Annotated in this window: 17 protein-coding genes; 14 read left to right on the top strand and 3 right to left on the bottom strand. The window is 69.4% G+C overall.

Features of this window, described 5'->3' with window-relative positions; genetic code table 11:
- Positions 1-34: 34 nt before the first annotated feature.
- The 10 genes from D3H34_RS01555 to D3H34_RS01600 all read left to right on the top strand — a co-directional run bounded on the left by D3H34_RS01555 (position 35) and on the right by D3H34_RS01600 (position 10,952).
- Positions 35-1,375 (top strand): LLM class flavin-dependent oxidoreductase, encoded by a 1,341-nt coding sequence (locus D3H34_RS01555; protein WP_119551556.1) that lies wholly within the window; start codon positions 35-37, stop codon positions 1,373-1,375.
- Entirely contained in the window at positions 1,375-2,595 is a 1,221-nt protein-coding gene (locus D3H34_RS01560; RefSeq protein ID WP_119551558.1) for a M20 aminoacylase family protein, read from the top strand. Before D3H34_RS01555 ends, D3H34_RS01560 begins: the two co-directional genes overlap by 1 nt.
- Positions 2,592-3,128, top strand: coding sequence for a GNAT family N-acetyltransferase (locus D3H34_RS01565; RefSeq protein ID WP_119551560.1), 537 nt, complete (start codon positions 2,592-2,594; stop codon positions 3,126-3,128). The genes D3H34_RS01560 and D3H34_RS01565 overlap by 4 nt, the downstream gene beginning before the upstream one ends.
- Positions 3,125-4,951: an amino acid ABC transporter permease/ATP-binding protein gene (locus tag D3H34_RS01570; RefSeq protein WP_119551562.1), complete on the top strand. Its 1,827-nt coding sequence runs from the start codon at positions 3,125-3,127 to the stop codon at positions 4,949-4,951. Before D3H34_RS01565 ends, D3H34_RS01570 begins: the two co-directional genes overlap by 4 nt.
- A 40-nt stretch (positions 4,952-4,991) precedes the next feature.
- Positions 4,992-5,915, top strand: coding sequence for an ABC transporter substrate-binding protein (locus D3H34_RS01575; protein ID WP_119551564.1), 924 nt, complete (start codon positions 4,992-4,994; stop codon positions 5,913-5,915).
- A gap of 12 nt (positions 5,916-5,927) precedes the next feature.
- Positions 5,928-6,857 (top strand): ABC transporter substrate-binding protein, encoded by a 930-nt coding sequence (locus D3H34_RS01580; RefSeq protein ID WP_119551566.1) that lies wholly within the window; start codon positions 5,928-5,930, stop codon positions 6,855-6,857.
- A gap of 29 nt (positions 6,858-6,886) precedes the next feature.
- A complete protein-coding gene (locus D3H34_RS01585) occupies positions 6,887-7,930 on the top strand; it encodes an LLM class flavin-dependent oxidoreductase (RefSeq protein WP_119551568.1) in 1,044 nt (347 codons plus the stop codon).
- A gap of 132 nt (positions 7,931-8,062) precedes the next feature.
- Positions 8,063-9,013 carry a sulfurtransferase gene (locus D3H34_RS01590; protein WP_119551570.1) on the top strand — a complete coding sequence of 317 codons (951 nt, stop codon included), beginning with the start codon at positions 8,063-8,065 and terminating at the stop codon, positions 9,011-9,013.
- A gap of 127 nt (positions 9,014-9,140) precedes the next feature.
- The gene (locus tag D3H34_RS01595) at positions 9,141-10,349 is read left to right on the top strand and encodes a YeeE/YedE family protein (RefSeq protein ID WP_119551572.1); all 1,209 of its coding nucleotides are present in this window, start codon (positions 9,141-9,143) and stop codon (positions 10,347-10,349) included.
- Between the two features lie 156 nt (positions 10,350-10,505).
- Positions 10,506-10,952: a DoxX family protein gene (locus tag D3H34_RS01600; protein WP_119551574.1), complete on the top strand. Its 447-nt coding sequence runs from the start codon at positions 10,506-10,508 to the stop codon at positions 10,950-10,952.
- Here the strand turns inward: D3H34_RS01600 and D3H34_RS01605 are convergent.
- The 3 genes from D3H34_RS01605 to D3H34_RS01615 all read right to left on the bottom strand — a co-directional run bounded on the left by D3H34_RS01605 (position 10,924) and on the right by D3H34_RS01615 (position 16,610).
- Positions 10,924-12,831 (bottom strand): esterase/lipase family protein, encoded by a 1,908-nt coding sequence (locus tag D3H34_RS01605; protein ID WP_119551576.1) that lies wholly within the window; start codon positions 12,829-12,831, stop codon positions 10,924-10,926. The genes D3H34_RS01600 and D3H34_RS01605 overlap by 29 nt on opposite strands.
- Positions 12,828-13,841, bottom strand: a complete 1,014-nt coding sequence (locus tag D3H34_RS01610) for an Lnb N-terminal periplasmic domain-containing protein (RefSeq protein WP_119551578.1) — start codon at positions 13,839-13,841, stop codon at positions 12,828-12,830. Before D3H34_RS01610 ends, D3H34_RS01605 begins: the two co-directional genes overlap by 4 nt.
- Positions 13,842-13,916: 75 nt before the next feature.
- Entirely contained in the window at positions 13,917-16,610 is a 2,694-nt protein-coding gene (locus D3H34_RS01615; protein ID WP_119551580.1) for a bifunctional acetate--CoA ligase family protein/GNAT family N-acetyltransferase, read from the bottom strand.
- 318 nt (positions 16,611-16,928) lie between these two features.
- Here D3H34_RS01615 and D3H34_RS01620 point away from each other — a divergent pair, with 318 nt between their 5' ends.
- The 4 genes from D3H34_RS01620 (at position 16,929) to gspL (ending at position 21,038) form a co-directional block, all read left to right on the top strand.
- A complete protein-coding gene (locus D3H34_RS01620; protein WP_119551582.1) occupies positions 16,929-18,302 on the top strand; it encodes a homoserine dehydrogenase in 1,374 nt (457 codons plus the stop codon).
- Positions 18,303-18,417: 115 nt separating this feature from the next.
- Positions 18,418-18,849, top strand: a complete 432-nt coding sequence (gene gspG / locus D3H34_RS01625; RefSeq protein ID WP_119551584.1) for a type II secretion system major pseudopilin GspG — start codon at positions 18,418-18,420, stop codon at positions 18,847-18,849.
- 75 nt (positions 18,850-18,924) lie between these two features.
- Positions 18,925-19,875: a type II secretion system minor pseudopilin GspK gene (gspK, locus tag D3H34_RS01630; protein ID WP_167481096.1), complete on the top strand. Its 951-nt coding sequence runs from the start codon at positions 18,925-18,927 to the stop codon at positions 19,873-19,875.
- On the top strand, positions 19,872-21,038 hold the full coding sequence (gspL, locus tag D3H34_RS01635) for a type II secretion system protein GspL (protein ID WP_119551588.1): 1,167 nt from the start codon (positions 19,872-19,874) through the stop codon (positions 21,036-21,038). The genes gspK and gspL overlap by 4 nt, the downstream gene beginning before the upstream one ends.
- Position 21,039: the final 1 nt, after the last annotated feature.

Consider the following 21,039-nt stretch of genomic DNA (forward strand, 5'->3'; position numbering starts at 1 on the left):
TTCCTTTCCCACTCCCATCACAAGAACGATCGTCATGAGCAACATCCAGTTCGGCGTCATGCTGCAAGGGGCCGGCAGCCACATGAATGCCTGGAAGCACCCGGGCGGCCCGGCCGATGCCAGCGTCAACCTCGACTTCTTCATCCGCAGCGCGCAGAAGGCCGAGGCCGCGGGCATCGCCTTCGCCTTCGTGGCCGACGGGCTGTACATCAACGAGAAGTCGATCCCGCACTTTCTCAACCGCTTCGAGCCGATCTCGATCCTTTCCGCACTGGCAGCGGTGACTTCGAAGATCGGCCTGGCGGGCACGATCTCCAGCTCCTACAGCGACCCGTTCACGGTGGCGCGCCAGTTCGCCTCGCTCGACCTCATCAGTGGCGGGCGCGCGGGCTGGAACGTGGTGACCACGCCGCTCGAAGGCAGCGCCAAGAACTACAGCCGCAACCACCCCGAGCACGCGCTGCGCTACGAGATCGCCGACGAGTACCTGGCCGTGACGCAGGGCCTGTGGGACAGCTGGGACGACGACGCCTTCGTGCGCGACCGCGACAGTGGCCGCTTCTTCGACCGCGACAAGCTGCACACGCTGGACCACAAGGGCCGCTTCTTCCAGGTGGCGGGGCCGTTGAACATCCAGCGATCGCCGCAGGGGCAGCCGGTGATCTTCCAGGCCGGCTCGTCGGACGCGGGCATCGGGCTGGCCGGCAAGTACGCCGATGCAGTGTTCACGCATTCGCCCTCGCTCGAAGACACGCGCACCTTCCTCAAGCAGGTCAAGGCCAGCGCCGTGGCGCAGGGCCGCCAGGCCGGCGACGTGAAGATCTTCCCCGGCATCGGCCCCGTGGTCGCGGCCACGGAAGCGGAGGCCGAGGCCAAGTACCTCGCCATCCGCGCACTGCTGACGGTCGAGGAGGCGCTGGCCTACCTCGGCCGCTTCTTCGACCACCACGACTTCAGCCAGTACCCGCTCGATGCGCCATTCCCCGAGCTGGGCGAGATCGGCCGCAACAGCTTCCGCTCGACCACCGACCGCATCAAGGCCAACGCGAAGGCCAAGGGCCAGACGCTGCGCGAAGTCGCACTCGAAGTGGCCACGCCGCGCACGCAGTTCGTGGGCACCGGCGAGCGCATCGCGGACGAGATCATTCGCTGGGTGGACGAAGGTGCGGCCGACGGCTTCATCCTTGGCTTCCCGGTGCTGGGGCAGGGGCTGGACGACTTCATCGAGTTCGTGATTCCCGCATTGGAGGCCCGTGGTCGCTACCAGCGAGAGCTGCCCGGCCAGACCCTGCGCGACCACCTGAGCCTTCCGCGCAAGGCGAGCCGCCATGCGTCTGTGCAGGGCGACGCCGCCACCGAGCGGAAAGCCGCCTGATGGGCGTCGCGCTGCCACGGCCGGCCTTGAAGGACATCCACCGCGTCGAATCGATCATTGCCGGCTACGGCGACGAGTTCATCGCGCTGCGACGCGACATTCACCAGCACCCCGAGCTGTCCTTCAAGGAACACCGCACCTCGGCGCTCGTGGCCGAACGGCTGACGGCCTGGGGCTACGAGGTGACGACCGGCCTCGCGGGCACCGGCGTGGTCGGCACGCTGCGGCGCGGACCGGGGCGCAGCCTCGGCATCCGCGCCGACATGGACGCGCTGCCGATCCACGAAGCCACGGGCCTGCCTTATGCGAGCGAGAACGCGGGCGTGATGCACGCCTGCGGGCATGACGGCCACACGGCGATCCTGCTCGCGGCGGCGCGCTTCCTGGCCGAAGCAGGCGTCTTTCAAGGCACGCTGCACCTGATCTTCCAGCCCGCCGAAGAACTCGGCGCGGGCGCGAAGAAGATGATCGACGAAGGCCTGTTCACGCGCTTCCCGTGCGACGCGGTCTTCGGCCTGCACAACTGGCCCGGGGTCAGCACAGGGCACGTGGGCTGCGTCACCGGGCCCGCGATGGCGGCCATCGATCAGGCGCACATCACGGTGCGCGGCAAGGGCGGCCACGGCGCGCAGCCGCACGAAACGGTCGACCCGGTGGTCGCGAGCGCGCACCTGATCGCGGCGCTGCAGACCGTGGTGGCGCGCAACGTCGATCCGCTGGACATGGGCGTGGTCACCGTGGGCTCCATCCACGGTGGCGAGGCCTCCAACGTGATCCCGAACACGGTCGAGCTCAAGCTCACGGCACGCGCCTTTAGGCCCGAGGTGCGCGCGCTGCTGGCGCGCCGCATCCCGGCGCTGGCGAAGGCGCAGGCCGAGAGCTTCGGCGCCGAGGCCGAGGTGGACTACCGGCCGGGCTTTCCGCCGGTGGTCAACCACGCGGAAGAAACCGCCTTCGCGCGCACCGTGGCGCTCGACACCTTCGGCGCGGAGCGCGTTGATCCCGCCTTCCGGCCGCGCACCGCCAGCGAGGACTTCGCCTACATGCTGCAGGCACGCCCCGGCAGCTACGTGTTCTTCGGCAACGGCGAAAGCGCCTCGCTGCACAGCCCGCGCTACGACTTCAACGACGCCATCCTCGCGCCCGCGGCCGTGTACTGGGCCCGGCTGGCCGAGCGCTTTCTTTCCGTCGGCAGCGACCTCCAGGAAACCACCCCATGAGCGACTACTTTCTCTACACCACGCCCCTGGACCCCTTGGCCCGGCCGTTGATCGAAGGGCTCACCTTCGAGTACGACAGCCGCTACGGCGACGTGCTGCGAGAGCCCGGCGCCCCGCGCGAGATCGACCGCTACGCACCCGAGGTGTTCGCGCCGCCGCACGGCAACTTCGTGCTGCTGCTGCGCGACGGCATCGCCATCGGCGGCGGCGCCTTCATGCGCCACGACGAACGTACCGCCGAACTCAAACGCGTGTGGACGCACGGCGCATTGCGCCGCCAGGGCCTTGCAAGCCGCGTGCTCGCTGAATTGGAAGCGCAGGTGCTGCGCCAGGGCTACGAGCGCATCTACCTCACGACCGGCTTTCGCCAGCCCGAGGCCGTGGGCCTGTACCGCAGCCACGGCTACACGGCGCTGTTTGGGGACGTTGCCGATCCCGAGACGCCGCGCAAGCTGCCGTTCGAGAAGCACCTGGCGCAGTGGAGCGCACAGGCCCGTCCGGACACGGTGTTGAGCGAGGCGGTGTCGCGATGAACACGACCACGATCCTCGACGTCGGCCCGGAGCCGCGCAGTCCCGTGCCCGTGGCCCGGTCCGCACCTCGCACCGATGCGACGCCGCCCGCCAAGGGGGATTACTCGCATTTGCGCATCGTGCCCGCGACGTACCCGGCGCGCACGGTCGGCACGGTGTTCGCAGTGGCGGTGATCGGCCTCGTTCTGCACTCGGTGCTCACCAATCCGCGCTGGGGCTGGCCGGTGTTCGCCGAGTGGTTCTTCGCGGAGCCGGTGCTCGCAGGGCTGGGTCGCACGCTGCTGCTGACGGCGCTGGGCGCGGTGCTGGGCTTCTTCTTCGGCACCGGGCTGGCGCTGGCGCGGGTGTCGCGCTCGCCGCTGCTGGCGCGGCTGGCCTGGGTGTTCACCTGGCTCTTCCGGTCGGTGCCGGTGATCGTGCTGCTGCTGATCATCAACAACCTCGGCTACCTGTACGAGACCGTGTCGCTGGGCGTGCCGTTCACCGACCTGACGTTCTTCTCGTACCCGACCACGCAGCTCATCAGCCCCTTCGTGGCGGCGCTGCTGGGCCTCACGCTGAACCAGGCGGCCTTCGCCTCGGAGATCGTGCGCGGGGGCATCCTGTCGGTGGACCAGGGCCAGCTCGAGGCGGCGGCCGCGCTCGGTCTTTCGCGCCGGCGCCAGGCCTCGCGCATCGTGCTGCCGCAGGCCATGCGCAGCATCCTGCCCACGGCCTTCAACGACATCATCGGGCTGGCCAAGGGCACCTCGAACCTCTACATCCTGGCGCTGCCCGAGCTGTTCTACACGATCCAGATCATCTACCGGCGCAACCTGGAAGTGATTCCGCTGCTCATGGTGGCGACCGTGTGGTACCTCGTGATCCTCACGGTGCTGTCGGTGGCGCAGCACTACATCGAACGGCATTTCTCGCGCGGAGCCTTGCGCCATGCGCCGCGCTCCTGGCTGGGCGGCGTGCTGCACGGGCTGTGGGCGCGGGGCAGGGCGCCGGCCGTGGTGCCGGTGTCTGCGCCGGCCCCGGCGCCCGCGCAAGTGCCGCGCTGGAACGGCACGCGCGCACCCGGCGGCGAGGTGACGATCCACGGCGTGTCCAAACGCTTCGGCGCGCTGCAGGTGCTCGACGACGTGAGCTTCACCGCGCCGCGCGGCAGCGTCACGGTGATCCTCGGCCCCTCGGGCTCGGGCAAGTCGACGCTGCTGCGCACCATCAACCACCTGGAGCGCGTGGACGACGGCTTCATCGCCATCGACGGCGAACTCATCGGCTACCGGCGCGATGCCGACACGCTGTACGAGCTGCACGAGAAAGACATCCTCACGCGCCGCGTCGACGTGGGCATGGTGTTCCAGAACTTCAACCTGTTCCCGCACCTCACGGTGCTGGAGAACATCGTCGAGGCGCCGCAGTCGGTGCGCGGCCTTCCTCGTGCCGAGGCCGAGGCGCTGGCCCTCGACCTGCTGGCCCGCGTCGGGCTGGCCGACCGCAAGGACGCCTACCCGCGCCAGCTCTCGGGCGGCCAGCAGCAGCGCGTGGCGATTGCGCGGGCGCTGGCGCTCAAGCCCAAGGTGCTGCTGTTCGATGAGCCCACCTCCGCGCTCGACCCCGAGCTGGTGGGCGAGGTGCTCGCCGTGATCCAGGAACTCGCGAACTCCGGCACCACGCTGGTCATCGTGACGCACGAGATCGGCTTCGCCCGCGAGGTGGCCGACACCGTGGTGTTCATGGAGCAGGGCCGCATCGTCGAAACCGGTACGCCCGAGCAGGTGTTCAACGCGCCGAAGCATCCGCGCACGGCCGGGTTCCTGGCCAAGGTGCTCTGACCTTTTTTCCCTTCTTCCTCTTTCCAAACGACCGCCTTTCATGACCCATCGACGCCATCTCCTGTCCGTTCTTCTGGCCGCCTTGCTGCCCCTGGCCGCCACGGCCCAGACCGCCCCGGCGCCCGACCTGAGCCCGGAGCAGCCAGGCCGCCCGCGCGCGCAGAAGATCGAAGAAGCCGTGCGGCTCGCGAAGGACTTCAAGTTCCAGAAGGAAGGCGTGCTCGTCGTCGGCACCACCACCGGCCGGCTGCCGTTCGCGGCCTATGCCAGCGACACCAAGACGCCCGTGGGCAATGCGCCCGACATCGCGCAACTGGTGGCCGACAGCCTCGGGCGCAAGCTGGAGCTGGTGTCCACCGCCTGGGCCGATTGGCCGCTGGGCCTGCAGTCGGGCAAGTTCGACGTGGTGGTCTCGAACGTGACCGTGACCGAGGAGCGCAAGGAGAAGTTCGACTTCTCGACCTACCGCAACGACCAGCTCGGCATCTACGTGAAGTCGAACAGCAAGCTCGGCGCCATCAAGGAGCCGAAGGACATCGCGGGCCTGAAGCTCATCGTGACGGCCAGCACGAACCAGGAGCAGATCCTGCTGCGCTGGAACAAGCAGAACCTGGCCGCGGGCCTCAAGCCCATCGAGATCCAGTACTACGACGACGATGTGGTGCAGCGCCTGGCGATCCAGTCGGGCCGCGCCGATGCATATGTCGGCCCCAACGCCATCGCAGCTTACGAGGCGCGCGACGGCAAGACCCGGCTGGCGGGGCTGGTGTCGGGCGGCTGGCCGCTCAATGCGGAGATCGCCGTCACTTCGCGCAAGGGCTCAGGCATTGCCGAGGCCGTCACGCTGGCGCTGAACACGCAGATCAAGAACGGGAACTACGGGAAGGCGCTGTCGCGCTGGAACCTCGCGTCGGAGGCGATCGAGGTGGCGCGCACCAACCCGCCCGGCCTGCCGAAGAACTGAGGGGAGGGGACCATGTCGCTCAAGAAGAAACTGGGGGCACTGGCCGCCCTCGGCCTGATGACGTTCCTGCCGGCGGCACACGCCGCCGACCCTTTCGACTTCAGCCCCGCGCAGCGCGGGCGCCTGCACACCGGCAAGGACGCCGAGGCCGTCAACGCGATTTCGCCGAGCTTCAAGTTCGTGAAGGAGAGCGTGCTGACCATCGCGATCGCGCCGTTCGCGCCGCCGATCTCCACCTACGCCACGGACGCGAAGACGGTGGTGGGCTTCGACCCCGACTTTGCGCACCTCATCGCCGAGGCGCTGGGCCTGAAGCTCGAGCTGTTGCCCATCGCCTGGGCCGACTGGCCGCTGGGGCTGAGTTCGGGCAAGTACGACGCGGTGATCTCCAACGTCGGCGTGACCGAGCAGCGCAAGGAGAAGTTCGACTTTTCCACCTACCGCCTCGGCCTGCACGGCTTCTACGTGCGCACCGACAGCGCCATCCAGGCGATCCGCGAGCCGAAGGACGTGGCGGGACTGAAGCTCACGACCGGCGCGGGTACGAACCAGGAACGCATCCTGCTCGAATGGGACCGACAGAACGTGGCGGCTGGCCTGAAGCCGGTGTCGATCCAGTACTACGACGACGATGTGACGCGCTGGCTGGCGGTGACCACCAAACGCGTCGACGCCAACTTCAACCCCAACGCGCCGCAGGCCTACGAGGCCGCGAAGAACGGGCAACTGCGGTTGGCCGGCACGGTCAACGCGGGCTGGCCGCTGAAGTCGGACGTGGCCGTGGCCACGCGCAAGGGCAGCGGCCTGGCAGTGGCGCTGACCACCGCGGCCAACAACCTGATCCGCAACGGCACCTACGGCAAGGCGCTCGCGCGCTGGCGCCTCGCGGAAGAGGCGCTGCCGAAGTCCGAGGTCAACCCGCCCGGGTTGCCGAAGTTCTGAGCACGCGACGCACAAGAAGCGCACGACCCATGACCATCCACCACATCGGTTTTCTCACGCCCGGCAACTACGACGAGGCCGACCCGCACGCGGGCCTCGAGGCCGCGCTGCGGCTGTTCGAATTCGGCGAGCGACGCGGCTTCGACAGCGCCTGGGTGCGCCAGCGCCACCTGGAGCGCGCCGTGTCGTCGGCACCGACCTTCCTGGCCGCCGCGACGCAGCGCACGCGCCGCATCGAACTCGGCGCGGCGGTGATCCAGATGGGCTACGAAAACCCGTTCCGCCTCGCCGAAGACCTGGCCACCGTCGACGTGCTCTCGCGCGGACGGCTGCAGGTGGGGCTGAGCGCGGGTGCGCCGCCGCATGGCGCCTTGCTGGGAGGGCGTTTCCAGGACGCACCGCCGGCCACCGTCGACTTCACGCACAAGCGCGTGGCGCGGCTGCGGGCCAACCTCGAAGACGTGTTGCTGGGCGATGAAGACACCGTGGTCGAGTCCGCCGGCGGGCGCGTGCGACCACGCGTGCAACCTTATGCACCCGGCCTGGTCGGGCGGCTCTGGTACGGCGGCGGGTCGCTGCGCTCGGCCGAATGGGCGGGGCGCAACGGCTTTCACCTGCTGCTGGGCAATGTGCTCACGGGCGAGGCCACCGACGACTTCCTCGAAGCGCAGACCAGCCTCGTCGAGCGCTACCGTGCGAGCGAAGTGCCCGGTGCGCGGCGCGGGCGGGTGGCGCTGGGCCGCGTGATCGTGCCGCTGGACGGGGCCGATGCCGCCACGCGGCGGCGCTACCGCGCGTTCGCGGCGGGGCGTGTCGAGCGCACGCTGTCGCCGCAGGGCGAGCGACGCACGCTGTTTGCGGGTGACCTCGTGGGCAGCGCGGACGAGATCCTCGAACGCCTGCGCCGCGACCCGGTGCTGCCGCTGGTGAGCGAGCTGCGCGTGGAGCTGCCCTACAACTTCGCCGGCGAGGCCTACGAGCAGATGCTCGACGACATCGCCGTGCGCATCGCGCCCGAGCTGGGTTGGCGCGTGCGCGCCGAAGTGCCGCGCGACGCGCTCGCGCTGATCTGAACTTCTGCATTCAGCCTCAGAAGCTTTGGTGATGCGCTTATCGCAAACGCTTCGTTGGTGATTGCGCGCGGCTTGCCTAGAGTTCGCTCTGATTTTTCTTTGATGTCTTCCATTCAACACAAGGAGTTCCGCATGTCGATTCTCAGCAGATGGTGGCGCGCTGCGTCCCTCGCCACGCTGACCTTCCTGGCCACCGCGCCCGCCGCTTTTGCCCAGGCCTCGGCCGACGGCAGCGGCCCGCTGGTCTCGACCGACTGGCTCGAGAAGAACCTGCGCAACCCGAAGCTGCGCGTGATCGAGGTCAGCGTGAACCCGGGCCTGTACGAGCGCGGCCACATCCCGGGCGCGGTCAACTTCTCGTGGCACAACGACCTCAACGACCGCGTGCGCCGCGACATTGTGAGCCAGGCCGAATTCGAGAAGCTGCTGTCGGCGGCCGGTGTCGACAAGGACACCACCGTGATCCTCTACGGCGATACCAACAACTGGTTCGCGGCCTGGGGCGCCTGGGTGTTCGACCAGTACGGCGTGCAGAACGTGAAGCTGCTCGACGGCGGCCGCAAGAAGTGGGAGGCCGAGAACCGCGTGCTCGACAACCGCGCACCCGAGCATGCCGCCACGCGCTTCAAGGTGACGCAACCCAACCCGCAACTGCGCGCGCGGCTGGCCGACGTGCTGGCGGTGGCCGAGGGGCGCTCCGACGCGAAGCTGGTCGACATCCGCTCGGCCGACGAATACAGCGGCAAGATCTTCGCGCCGGCCGGCGCCGCCGAACTGGCGGTGCGCGCGGGCCACGTGCCGGGCGCGGCCAACGTGCCCTGGGGCCGCGCGGTGAACGAGGACGGCACCTTCAAGTCGGCCGCCGAGCTGAAGGCGATCTACGCGGCCGTGGGCATCGACGGCAGCAAGCCGGCCATTACTTACTGCCGCATCGGCGAGCGTTCGAGCCACACGTGGTTCGCGCTGCACAAGATCCTGGGCTACAAGAACGTGCGCAACTACGACGGCTCGTGGACCGAATACGGCAACGCCGTCGGCGTGCCGGTCAACAACCCGGCCGGCACGGTGTGGGCGTCCAAATGAATGAGTTGAGGTGAGATGAGTTCGAGGTGAGTCGGCGTTGGAGGGACCTCGCGGCCTCTCTGATGGACGACATTGGGCGAGCCCTCGGGCTCGCTTTTTTTTGGACCAACGAAAGAGGGACTGGGGTATGTCCGCTTCATCAATCACTGCGGCTCCTGCGAAGCCGCTTTCGCGCAAGGGCCTGGCCGCCGGCGCCGTCGTGTTGCTGCTGATCGCAGCTGGCGTGCATCTGCTCGGCGAGCGCAGCGGCGGCCGCGCGCTGGCCTTCGCGCTCGGGCTGGGCGCCGTGCTCGGCGTGGTGCTGCAGCGCTCGCGTTTCTGCTTCTACTGCCATGCGCGCGACTACTTCGAAGGCGGCGATGCACGCGGCCTGCTGGCCATCGTCGCCGCGCTGGCGGTCGGCACGGTGGGCATGCACGTCGTCATGACAGGCTGGCTGCCGGTGCCGCAGCCGGGGCGGTTGCCGCCCGACGCGCACATCGGGCCGGTCAGCGCGGCGCTGGTGCTCGCGGGGCTGGCCTTCGGCGCGGGCATGGTGGTGTCGGGCTCGTGCATCAGCGCGCACTGGTACCGGCTGGGCGAAGGCTCGCCGACTGCGCCGTTCGCGCTGCTCGGCGCGGCAGGGGGATTCCTGCTGGGCTTCATCAGCTGGAACTGGCTCTACAGCGCCACCATCGCCACTGCGCCCGTGGTGTGGCTGCCGCATCACCTGGGGTATGCGGGATCGGCAGCGCTGCAGCTGGTGGTGCTGGCTGCGCTGAGTGCGTGGCTCTGGCGGCGGCTGCCCGTCAGCGAAGCCGTGGTGCCCGCGCCGCGCAGCTTCATCGAGGCATTGCAACGCCTGCTGCACGGGCGCTGGCCGTATGCGTGGGGCGGGCTCGCCGTCGGCGCGATCGCCGTGATCGTGGTGCTCCGGCTGCGCCCGCTGGGCGTGACGGCCGCGCTGGGCAGCGCTGCGCGCGACCTCGGCAATGCGCAGGGCCTGCTGCCGCAGCGCCTGGACGGGCTCGACGGTTTCGGCGGCTGCGTCACGGCCGTGGTCGAAAGCCTCTGGCAGACGCCCAACGCGCTGCTGGTCGGCGGCCTCGTCGCCGGCGCGCTGGCCGCGGCGCTTGCGAGCGGGCAGTTCAGGCCCGCATGGCCGACAGCGGGGCAGGTCGCGCGCGGACTCGGCGGCGGCGTGCTGCTGGGGTGGGGCGCGATGACCGGGCTGGGCTGCACGGTCGGCAACCTGCTGTCGGGCACCATGGCCGGCGCGCTGTCGGGCTGGGTGTTCGGCGCGAGCGTGCTGCTGGCGGTGTGGGGTGGGTTGCGGTTGAAGCGGATGCGAACCTGAGCGCGAATGCAGTGGAAGGCCGGGGCGATTCAACTTCACCGCTTCTGAGAAAAGCAGTGGGCGAAGCATGATTTTCGTGCTTGGGATGTGAGAAGGCGGCTCGCAGAATTTCGGCGGGTTCTCCCTTCCTTCAACCTTTGTCCGGACTTCATTGCCATGACCCTTCCTTCGACCGACCGCCTGGTTCCGCCCGCACTCTCGGTGCTTCGCATCGTCTCGGCCTACCTGTTGATCCAGCATGGCTCGGCCAAGCTGTTCGCGGTGCCGCACGTCGCCTTCTTCGACAACCTGCAGCTGTTCTCGCTGCTGGGCGCGGCGGGCATCCTGGAGTTCTTCGGCGGCCTGCTGTTGCTGGTGGGCCTGTTCACGCGACCCGTGGCCTTCGTGCTTTCGGGGCTGCTGGCCTTCGCGTACTTCCTCGGCCACGCGCCCAAGGGCAACGTGCTGGTGCCGTTCCTCAACCAGGGCGAGTCCGCCGTACTGTTCTCGTTCGTGTTCCTCTTCATCGCCGCGGCCGGCGCGGGGCCGTGGAGTGTCGATGCCTGGCTGCGCGGGCGCGCGAAACCAGAGGAACTCAAGGTGCGCGCTGCAACTGCGCCCTGAGAATCCGCCGGATCTCCAGGATCGCCAGCGGGTTCTCCTGCACGCTGTGGGCCGACGGAATCACCAGCTCCGACACGGCTCCGTCGAGGTGCGCGCTGGTGTAGGGCACGATGCCGTCGCTCGACTCGGCCAGCGGCACGCCGGGCGTGTCGTTGCCGATGATCGAGTGGTAGCGCACCTTCGGGCTCAGCGGCAGTCCCGATGACAGGCGCACGAAGGCGTCGCGGTCGCTGAGGTTGTCGATGCTGTTCGGAATGCGCAGCGGGCCCATGTCCTGCGAGCTGGGCGCCACGCGCATCAGCTCGCGCGAGATGTCGTTGAGCTGGCCCAGCATGGCCACCGGCAGCGTGATGAGGTTGGCCACCCAGCGCGAGATGCGCTTGTTGGCGAACGAGGTGCCGCGATGCGGCGATGCGATGAAGATGGCGTCGCTGACCTGGGGCAGGGGTTCGAAGCGCAGGTACGGCCCCAGCCCTTCCTCGATGCGGCGGCGTTGCGCGGCCGGCATGGGGTAGCCCTCGCGCAGCGCGTCCCACAGCACGTCGCCCGACGAGGACACCAAGAGGCGCGAGAGCACGCCGCCCATGCTGTGGCCGATGAGCGTGACGTTGCGCGACGCCTCGGCGCGGCCCTGCGGATCGAAGTGCGCCATCGTCTGCGTGATGGCTTCGCGGATCGCCAGGTTGTTCAGCGGCAGCGGCGCGTTGGTCGGGTAGTACACCTGCCAGATCTGGTAGCGGCGGCGCAGCGTCTCGTCGCCCAGCACTTCGTTCGCCACGTTGATCCAGGCCTCGGGGCTGCTGGCCAGGCCGTGCAGCATGACGATGGTGCGGCGCTTCGGGTCGTAGGGCTGCATCAGGTAGATGTGCGGCCGGGTCAGCCCTTCAGCGCCGCCGAACAGGCTGCGCAGCGCCTGCAGTGCGAAGTCGGAGCGGGCCAGCCACAGGCCGTAGCCCGAGGTGAAGTTGGCGGCCAGCGGGATCTCCTCGCCGGCCAGCCGGATCGTGCTGGTGCGGTAGGGGTCGAACACGGCGATGCGCAATGCGCGCGTGGACAACACGTCCTGCAGCGTGGTGCCGTCGAACTGCAGCAGGGCCGTGAGCGCGGGGAAGGGCGTTTCGCTGAAGGGCGGGGCGTCTTCATCGGCCTGGGCATCGGTCGGGCGCTCGCTGCCCGAGGCGACCAGCTCGGCGCCGAAGCCGTCGCGGCGGTAGATGTTGCGCAGGCCCGAGAAGGTCAGCGAGGCGGCGGGAATCAGCTCCTGCGGCAATCTGGCGTCGGCCGGGAGCTGCAGCGCGGACAGGTCAGCCCCGATGCGCCAGTCGCCCACTTCCGGAATGGTCGCGCGTGGCACGCCGTCCTTGCGGTAGCGGCCGAACAGCCCGGTGATGGCGCGCTGCACCGCGTAGTTGTAGTAGTCGCGCACCTGCGTCTGGCGGTCTTCGAAGGCACGGTCGCGCGGCTTGCGCGCGGTGAAGAACAGGTAGGCGTAGGCGTGGCGCGCGGTTTCGAGCCAGGCGTCGATGGCCTCGGGCGCGGTGGGTTGCGCGGCCGAACCGCCGTCGCCACCAGCCAAGGCGACCTGCAGCCACACCTCGGACAGCGCCGACATGCGCTGCTCGTCGCTCAGGCCGGCGGAGGTGGCGAGGTTCTGGCGGCAGGCGCGGCCATCCTTGCGGCACTGGTCGGCATCGGACCCGATGACGCGCAGCACCTCTTGCGCCGAGCTGCTGAGCTTGCCGGTGGTGAGCACGTCGCCGCGTCGCTGGGCGAGGTATTCGGCGGGCGAGATGGTGCCGACCGTGACGCCCGCGCAGCCCGTGAGCAGCGACAGCGCCAGCAGCAGGGCAGGCCAGAGCGGAAAGCGGACGCGGTTCATGGCGCAACGCCCGGCAGGCCGTTGCGGATGGCTTGCGAGAAGTTCACGCCGGGTTGCTGGTCGGTGGCGATGGCGCGGTCGGTGATGCGGCCGGCCGCGCGCAGCGTTTCCATGCTCTGCCCCGGCGTCAGGCCGCCCACGTCGTGCAGGTACTCGGGCAGGTAGCCCGAGGCCAGCAGGCGCCAGTCCATCGGCAGGCCGGGCACGACATGCTTGGCGAGGCTGTAGACGATGGTCGTGCAGTTGGCCGTGAGCGTGTTGTAGAAGCTTGGCGCGCGCGCCAGCGCGTTGGCCTCGTCCACATAGCCGAGGAACAGCGAGCGCATCTCCGCCTGCGGCAGGCGCACGCGGTACATGTAGACGTCTTCGCCGCGCACGTTGGTGCGCACGCGCAGGATGTCGTGCTCGTCGGCGGCCACGAGGCTGTTCTCGAATTGCTTGAAGAAGCCGCCCACGGCCGAGAAGCTCTCGCCGCGTTCCTTGCGGATCTCGATGGAGAAGGTCAGGAATTGGCCGTCGTCGAAGCCGAAGGACACCAGCGTATGGGCGATGGCCGGGCCCATCCAGTGGGAGAGCGAAACGTCGACCGAGCGCAGGCGGTCGAGGTCGTAGCGGCGCGTGTCCCAGCGCGCGGTGTAGTCGGTGTCGCTGCGCCAGTCGAAGTTGCGCACGTTCTCCATCGTGACCACGCTGCCCTCGACGCGCGGCTTCAGATGGCGCGCCACGTCGTCGGCCCATTCGCGGTGCTGCGAGGGCGCGATGGTGCCCCACCACTCGAGCAGCACGACGAAGCCGATGGCGTAGGCCAGCAGCGAGCGGCCGGCCTTGCCGCGCCACAGCAGCACGATGGCCACCAGGCCGAAGAGGCCCCACAGCACCATCGCACCGACCTTGACCGGCAGCGTCGCGGGCAGCTGGTACCACAGGGCCGCACAGGCCCAGGCGGCCGACAGCAGCACGGCGAGGGTCGCGAGCAGACGGCCGAGGGAACGCAGGAAGATTCGGAGCATGAAAGACGGCGCAGAGGGAAGGGGGAGGGCGGCCGATTTTCGTCGAGTTGCGGCCGCCTATCGCTGGTCGCGCGGCTACAGCGGGTAGGTCACCAGCTTGAAGTCCGGGTCCTCGGGGAAGGACTTCACCGAGAAACCCAGCCGGCGCACCAGCTTGAGCATGTCGGGGTTGCCGGCCAGCACGAGTCCGTCCATCTCCGAGAGGCCGCGGTCGCGCGCCACGTCGATGATGCTTTCCATCAGGCGCGAGCCGATGCCCTTGCCGCTGAACTCGTCGGCCACCACGAGCGAGAACTCGCAGCTGGTCTGGTCGGGGTTGGTGATGTAGCGCGACACGCCGATGATGCGCTCGGTCTCGAGGACGCTGCCATCGGGCGCGTCGCTGCGCTCCATCACGGTGGCGACCAGCGCCATCTCACGGTCGTAGTCGATAAGGGTGAAGCGCGACAGCATCGACGGCGGCAGCTCGTGGAAGCGCGACACGAAGCGGAACCACCGGCTCTCGGGCGACAGGCCCTGCACCAACGCCTGCAGCATCTGCGCATCGTTCGGATGCACCGGCCGCACGACGTACGCGCCGCCACCGGGCAGCGGCCATTCACGCCGGTAGCGCGCGGGGTACGGCATGATGGCCAGGTGCTGGTAGCCGTTGCCCGCCGGGCCCGCCACAGCCTGGGTGCTGCTGTCGACGACGATGCGCGCATCGACCGACACCGCGCCGTCCTCGTCCACGATGATGGGGTTGATGTCCATCTCGCGCAGCTCGGGCAGCTCGCACACCATCTCGGACACGCGCAGCAGCACGTCCTCGATGGCCTCCATGTTCACCGCGTTGGCGCCGCGCCATTCGCCCAGCGTCTCGGCCACGCGCGAACGCTCGATGAGGTGGCGCGCCAGGAACTGGTTGAGCGGCGGCAGCTCCATCGCGCGGTCGTTCATCAGCTCGATCATGGTGCCGCCCGCGCCGAAGACGATCACCGGGCCGAAGGGCTGGTCGGTCACGAGGCCCACGTAGATCTCGCGCCCGCGCCGCGCGCGCACCATCTTCTGCACGGTCACGCCGTTGATGCGGGCGTCGGGCGCGAGGCGCGCCACGCGCTCCATCATCTCGAGGTAGGTGTCGCGCGCGCTGGTGCCGTTCATCACGTTCAGGGCCACGCCCTCGACGTCCGACTTGTGCGAGATGTCGGGCGAGTCGATCTTGAGCGCCACCGGAAAGCCCAGCTGCGTGGCGATCATCATGGCCTCGTTGGCGCTGCGCGCGAGCAGCGTGCGCGTGATCGGGATGTGAAAGCACGACAGCAGCGACTTCGACTCCATCTCGGTCAGCACCTTGCGCCGCTCGGCCAGCACGCTCTCGATGAGCAGGCGCGCACCGTCGATGTCGGGCTTGGCCAGCGCGGACAGCGGCGGCGGCGTCTGCTGCAGCAGCTGCTGGTTCTGGTAGAAGGCCGCGATGTTGCCGAAGGCGCCCACGGCCGCCTCGGGCGTGCGAAAGCTCGGGATGGTGGCCTCGGCCAGCACCGCCCGCGCATCGCCCACGGAGGCATCGCCCATCCAGCACGACAGCAGTGGCTTGGGCATGGGGCGCGGAATGTCGGCCAGCGCGCGCGCCGTGGCGGCCGCGTCGCTGCCGGCCTTGGGCGAGAAGATGGCCAGCACGCCGTCGATCTGGCTGTCGGCCGAGGCGGTGTCGATGGCCGCGCGGAAGTGCGCGGGCGTGGCGTCTTCCGACAGGTCGATGAGATCGGTGAGCGACGCCAGCGCGGGCAGTGAAGGCTGCAGCAGCTTCTGCGCGGGTGCGGAGAGACGGCCCAGGTCCAGACCGATCTCGTTGATCCAGTCCGCCGCCAGCACGCCGGGGCCGCCGCCGTTGGTGACCACGGCCAGCCGCTTGCCCACCGGCCGGTAGCGCGAGGCCAGGCACTTGGCGGCCGAGAACAGCTCGACGAAGGAGCGCACCCGCACCGCGCCCGCGCGGCGCAGGGCGGCGTCGAACACGTCGTCGCTGCCGACGATGGCGGCACTGTGCGTCTGCGCGGCTTCGTTGCCGGCGGGCTTGCGGCCCGCCTTGAGCACCACCACCGGCTTGGCGTGCGAGGCCGAGCGCAGCGCGCTCATGAAGCGGCGCGCGTCGGCAATGCCTTCGAGGTACACGATGATGCTGTGCGTGGCGGAGTCGTTGGCCAGGAAGTCGAGCACTTGCGGGATGTCGATCGAGGTGTGCGGCCCGAGCGAAACCACGCTCGAGAAGCCCACGCCGTTCTGCCGCGCCCAGTCGAGCATCGATGCCGTGAGCGCCCCCGACTGCGACACCAGCGCCAGCGGCCCGGTGCGCGCGAGTGGCCCGGCCACGCTGGCATTCAGGTGCAGCGGCGGGCGCTGGAAGCCCAGCGAATTGGGGCCCAGCAGGTGCACGCCTTCGCGGCGCGCGATCTTGCGCCACTGCGCCGCCTGATCGGCGGCGATGCCGGTGGAGAGCACCGCCGCGGCCTTGCAGCCGATGCGGCCCGCGATTTCGAGCGCGGCGGCCACGTCGCGCGGCGCCAGCGCGATCAGCGCCAGGTCGGCATGCGTCTGTGCCAGCTCTTCGAGCGTGCCCTGGGTGCGCACATCGAGAAAGCGCAGCGTGCCGTCGAAACGGTCGGCGCGGAAGGCTTGCCGCAGCGTGTGACCCAGGGCGGTCTGCCCCCCCGGATCGCTGGGCTGGCCGACGAAGGCCACGATGGATGCCGGGGCGAACAGAGGGGTCAGGAAATGCTTGTCCATGCCCTAGTTTGCCCGTATCGGGGCGTGCCGCAAGCACCGCGTGTACACTCCGCGGCTCATGTCGTGCCTTTCACTTTCCCCCGTTGCAGCATCCAGCGCCGCCGTTCTCGGCCGCACGATGCCGTTCGTCGCTTGCGTGCGAACGAGCGACGCAGTGAATGCACGAATGATTACCACCATGACCGCCGCGGCCCCCTGAGCACGCGCAGGGTGGCCGCTCCGGCAGCCACCTGGTGTCTCTTCTCCCGAATGAACGAAACCCAGCTGGCAGCTGGGTTTTTTTGTTTTGTCCTGTTCGTTCGTTGTTTGGAGAAGCCCATGTACCGCGATCCCGTCTCGTCCTTCCTGCCCCAGCCTAGCCGCGACGCGGCCATTCGCCCCTTGCGCGTCGGCATGATCGGCATCGGCACCGTGGGCTCGGGCACTTTCCGCGTGCTGGCCCGCAACCAGGCCGTGATCGCCGCACGTGCCGGGCGCGGCATCGAGGTGACGATGGTGGCGGCGCGCAACCTCGCGCGTGCCCAGGAGATCGTCGGCGAGGGCGTGGCGCTCACGGCCGATCCGATGCAGATCGCGACCGATCCCGATGTCGACGTGGTCGTCGAGGTGGCCGGTGGCACCGGCCCGGCGCGCGACTGGGTGCTGGCGGCCATTGCGCACGGCAAGCACGTGGTCACGGCCAACAAGGCGCTGCTGGCCGTGCACGGCCCGGAGATCTTCGCCGCCGCCAGCGCGCAAGGCGTGGCCGTGATGTACGAAGGCGCGGTGGCGGTGAGCATCCCGATCGTGAAGGCGCTGCGCGAGGGCCTCACGGCCAACCGCATCGAATGGGTGGCGGGCATCGTCAACGGCACCACCAACTTCATCCTGAGCAAGATGCGCGACGAGGGCCTGGACTTTGCCGACGCGCTCGCGCAGGCCCAGGCGCTGGGCTATGCCGAGGCCGACCCGGCCTTCGACATCGAGGGCGTCGACGCCGCCCACAAGACTGCGCTGCTGGCTGCCAACGCCTTCGGCATGCCGGTGCGCTTTGCCGACGCGCAGGTCGAGGGCATCACCGCGCTGCAGCGCATCGACGTGGCCTGCGCGGAGCAACTGGGCTTTCGCGTCAAGCTGTTGGGCGTGGCGCGCCGCCGCTCCAATGAAGGCGAGGATGGCGTGGAGCTGCGCGTGCAGCCCGCGCTGGTGCCCGCGACGCACCTGCTGGCGCAGGTCAACGGCTCGATGAACGGCATCATGGTCAAGGCCGACGCGGCGGGCGTCACGATGTACTACGGCGCGGGCGCCGGCTCGGAGCAGACCGCCTCGGCCGTGATCGCCGACCTGGTCGACGTGGCGCGCCTGGACGGTACCCACGCGGGCCAGCGCGTGCCGCACACCGGCTTTCACGCGCATGCGGTGCGCGAGTTGCCCGTGCTGCCGCGCGCGGCGGTGCGCAGCGCGCACTACCTGCGGGTGCCGGTGCAGGCGGCGACCGACATCGCGGCCGTGGCCGATCTGCTGGCCGCGCAGCGCCTGCCGGTGCGGCAACTCGTGCTGGCGAACGGGCCGGCCGATGCGACGCCGCAGGTGCTGGTGCTGACCGAGTCGGCGCTGCAGAGCGCAGTCGACCTTGCGCTGCATGCGTTGCAGGCCAGCCCGGTCGTGGCCGGGCCGGTGATCGCGCTGCGCGTGGAAACGCTGGAGGACTGAGGGGCCGTCACAGAACTCCCGAGGATTTTCAATCGGACTGACATGCGCCGCTGCGAGGATGGCCCGCAGTGCTCGTCGTTGTCCTTGTGAAGTCTTTTCCCGGGAGTTGTGGAACATGGCCGCCCGTTCAATCCGTCGCCGTGCCGAGCGGGCATTCACCCTCATCGAACTGATGGTGGTGCTGGTCATCATCGGCGTGCTGGCAGCGCTGATCGTGCCCAGCCTGATGGACCGCCCCGACCAGGCCCGCGCCACCGCGGCGCGGCAGGACGTGGCCGCGATCATGCAGGGGCTGAAGCTCTATCGCCTGGACAACGGCGCCTATCCCAGCGCCACGCAGGGCCTGCGCGCGCTCGTCGAAAAACCGGTCACGGGCAAGGTACCCACCAACTGGCGCACCTACCTCGAACGCCTGCCCCAGGACCCGTGGGGCAATGCCTACCAGTACCTGAATCCCGGCACGCATGGCGAGATCGATGTGTTCTCGCTGGGCGCCGACGGCGAACCCGACGGAGAAAAGGCCAACGCGGACATCGGCTCCTGGTAGCGCGGGAACGGCACCGTGGGCGCGATGGCGGGGATCGGAACAGATCGGCGGCGGCTGCGACTTCACATGCGCGGCATGGCGGTGGTCAGCGCGCTGCTGATCGTCGCGGTGATCGCTGCGCTGGCTGCCGCCTTGCTGGGGCGGCAGTCGGCCTTCATCCGCACCACGCAGGGCGAGCAGTCGCGCGTGCAGGCGCGCTGGCTGCTGCGCGGGGAACTGGGCGCGGCGCAGCGGCTGTTGCGCGCCGAAGCCGTGCGTGAACCGACCACGCGGCTCGACGGACTTTGGAATCGGCCGCTCGCCGGGCCCGTGGCAGGGCAGGTGGCCGCCGACGGCGCACGGCTACTGAGCGAAATCACCGACGAACAGGGCAAGTTCAACCTGCGCAACCTCGTCGACCGGGGGCGCATCGACCCCGCCGAGATGGCCGTGTTCAACCGGCTGTGCGCCATGACGGGCGTGTCGCAGGCACAGGCACAGGCTCTCGTGCGGCGGGTGGTGGGCAGCATCGCCGACCCCGAAGGCGAGGCGGCGCAGACCGCTCCCGATGCGGCGGCCGACACATTGGCCGCAACGCTGGGCCTGCCGTCCGAACTGCCACGCGCCCCGCAGGCCCCGCGCCCACGCGTGCTGGAAGACCTGCTGGCCGTGCCCGGCATCGATGCCAGCGTGCTCGCGCGACTCGCGCCGTTCGTCACCATGCTGCCGGCGCGCACCTGGATCAACGCGAACACGGCCAGCGCCGAGTTGCTGGCGGCCGGCGTGCCCGGCCTCGCGTTGGACAAGGCGCGCGCCATGCTCGCCGCCCGCGACCGTGGCCAGTGGTTCATCAACCGCGGCGACTTTGCCAATCGCCTGCAGATGCCCGTGCTCGATGAGCGGGACGTGCGCATCGGTATCGACAGCAACTGGTTCCGCGTCGCCAGCGTGCTCGATACGCCGCGCACGAAATACGTGCAGGTGGCGCTGCTGCAGGACGACAAGACGAACCTGCCGCGCGTGGTCTGGCTGCGGGAGGGCGTGTGAAGGTCGCGCGCTTGCGTCTGCAGCTGCCGCCCTGGCCGGGTGAGGATGCCGTCGATGCCGAAGTTCGCTGCGGCTGGCGCGATGCCGATGGCCGGTGGCATGACGGCGGTCTGGTTGCTCTGAGTGCTATGGCTGGTCGCTTTCAGGCACGGCGTGTTGATGTCGCCTTGCCGCCCGGCGAAGTGGCGCTGGCGAGCTTCACGCTGCCGCCATTGACCGGTCGGCGCCTGCATGCGGCGGTGCTTGGGGCCGTGGAGCCCTGTGCGTTGCAGCCGCTCGAAAGCCTCGTGATTGGCGTTGGTCCGCGTGGGTCCGATGGCACGGTGCCGGCCGCATGGATCGCACGCGACGCGATGATTCGCTGGCTGGTGCTGTTGCGCCGGCACGGCATCGCGCCGCGCGAACTGAGTCTGCTGACGGCCTTCCTGCCATGCCCGACACAAGGATGGACCGGTCTGCAATCCGGCCGCTGGCTCGTGGTGAGGACCGGCACGGGCGCGGGCTTCATTCAGGAGCTGCCCGATGGCATGGAGCGCGATATGGCACTCGCGGCGTGTGGCGACACACCGGCTCCGGCCGTGCAGTGGATCGACGAAGCCGACAAGGTGTCACAGTGGTCAGGCGACGGCTGGCGCTGGGCACTGCCCGCAAACGATCCATCCCGGAACCACGCAGGCTTTGCGACATGGTTCCGACCCGCAGCCGCATGGGGCGCAGTCGCCGCCGTCGTATGGATCACCGGCCTTCACGTCCACGCCGGCCAGCTCGCGACCGAGGGGCAGGCCCTGAAGCGCCAGATGGCCGCGCGGGTCAAGGCCGCCTTTCCCGAGCTGCCCGTGGTCGTCAACCCCGTACAGCAGGCGCGCCAGCAGAAGGAGGCGAGGGCGGGGCAACTGCCGCAGGCCACGGTCGGCAACGACTACGCGGCGTTGTCGCGCGCGGCGGTGGGCTTGCTCGCGCAATTGCCTGCCGGGCAGGTCCAGGCACTGAACTACACGACGGGCGAGCTGCGCATCCGCTGGCGCGACGGCGCGGCGCCGAACACCGAAGCCCTGCGCATGTTGCAGGCGCAGGCGCGCGAGCAGGGCTTGTCCGCCGATCCGGACGCCGGCGCACTGCGCATCACCCCGGCTGTGGCGCGTGCAGAGAAAGAAGCACAGTGAA

Source organism: Acidovorax cavernicola, assembly GCF_003581445.1.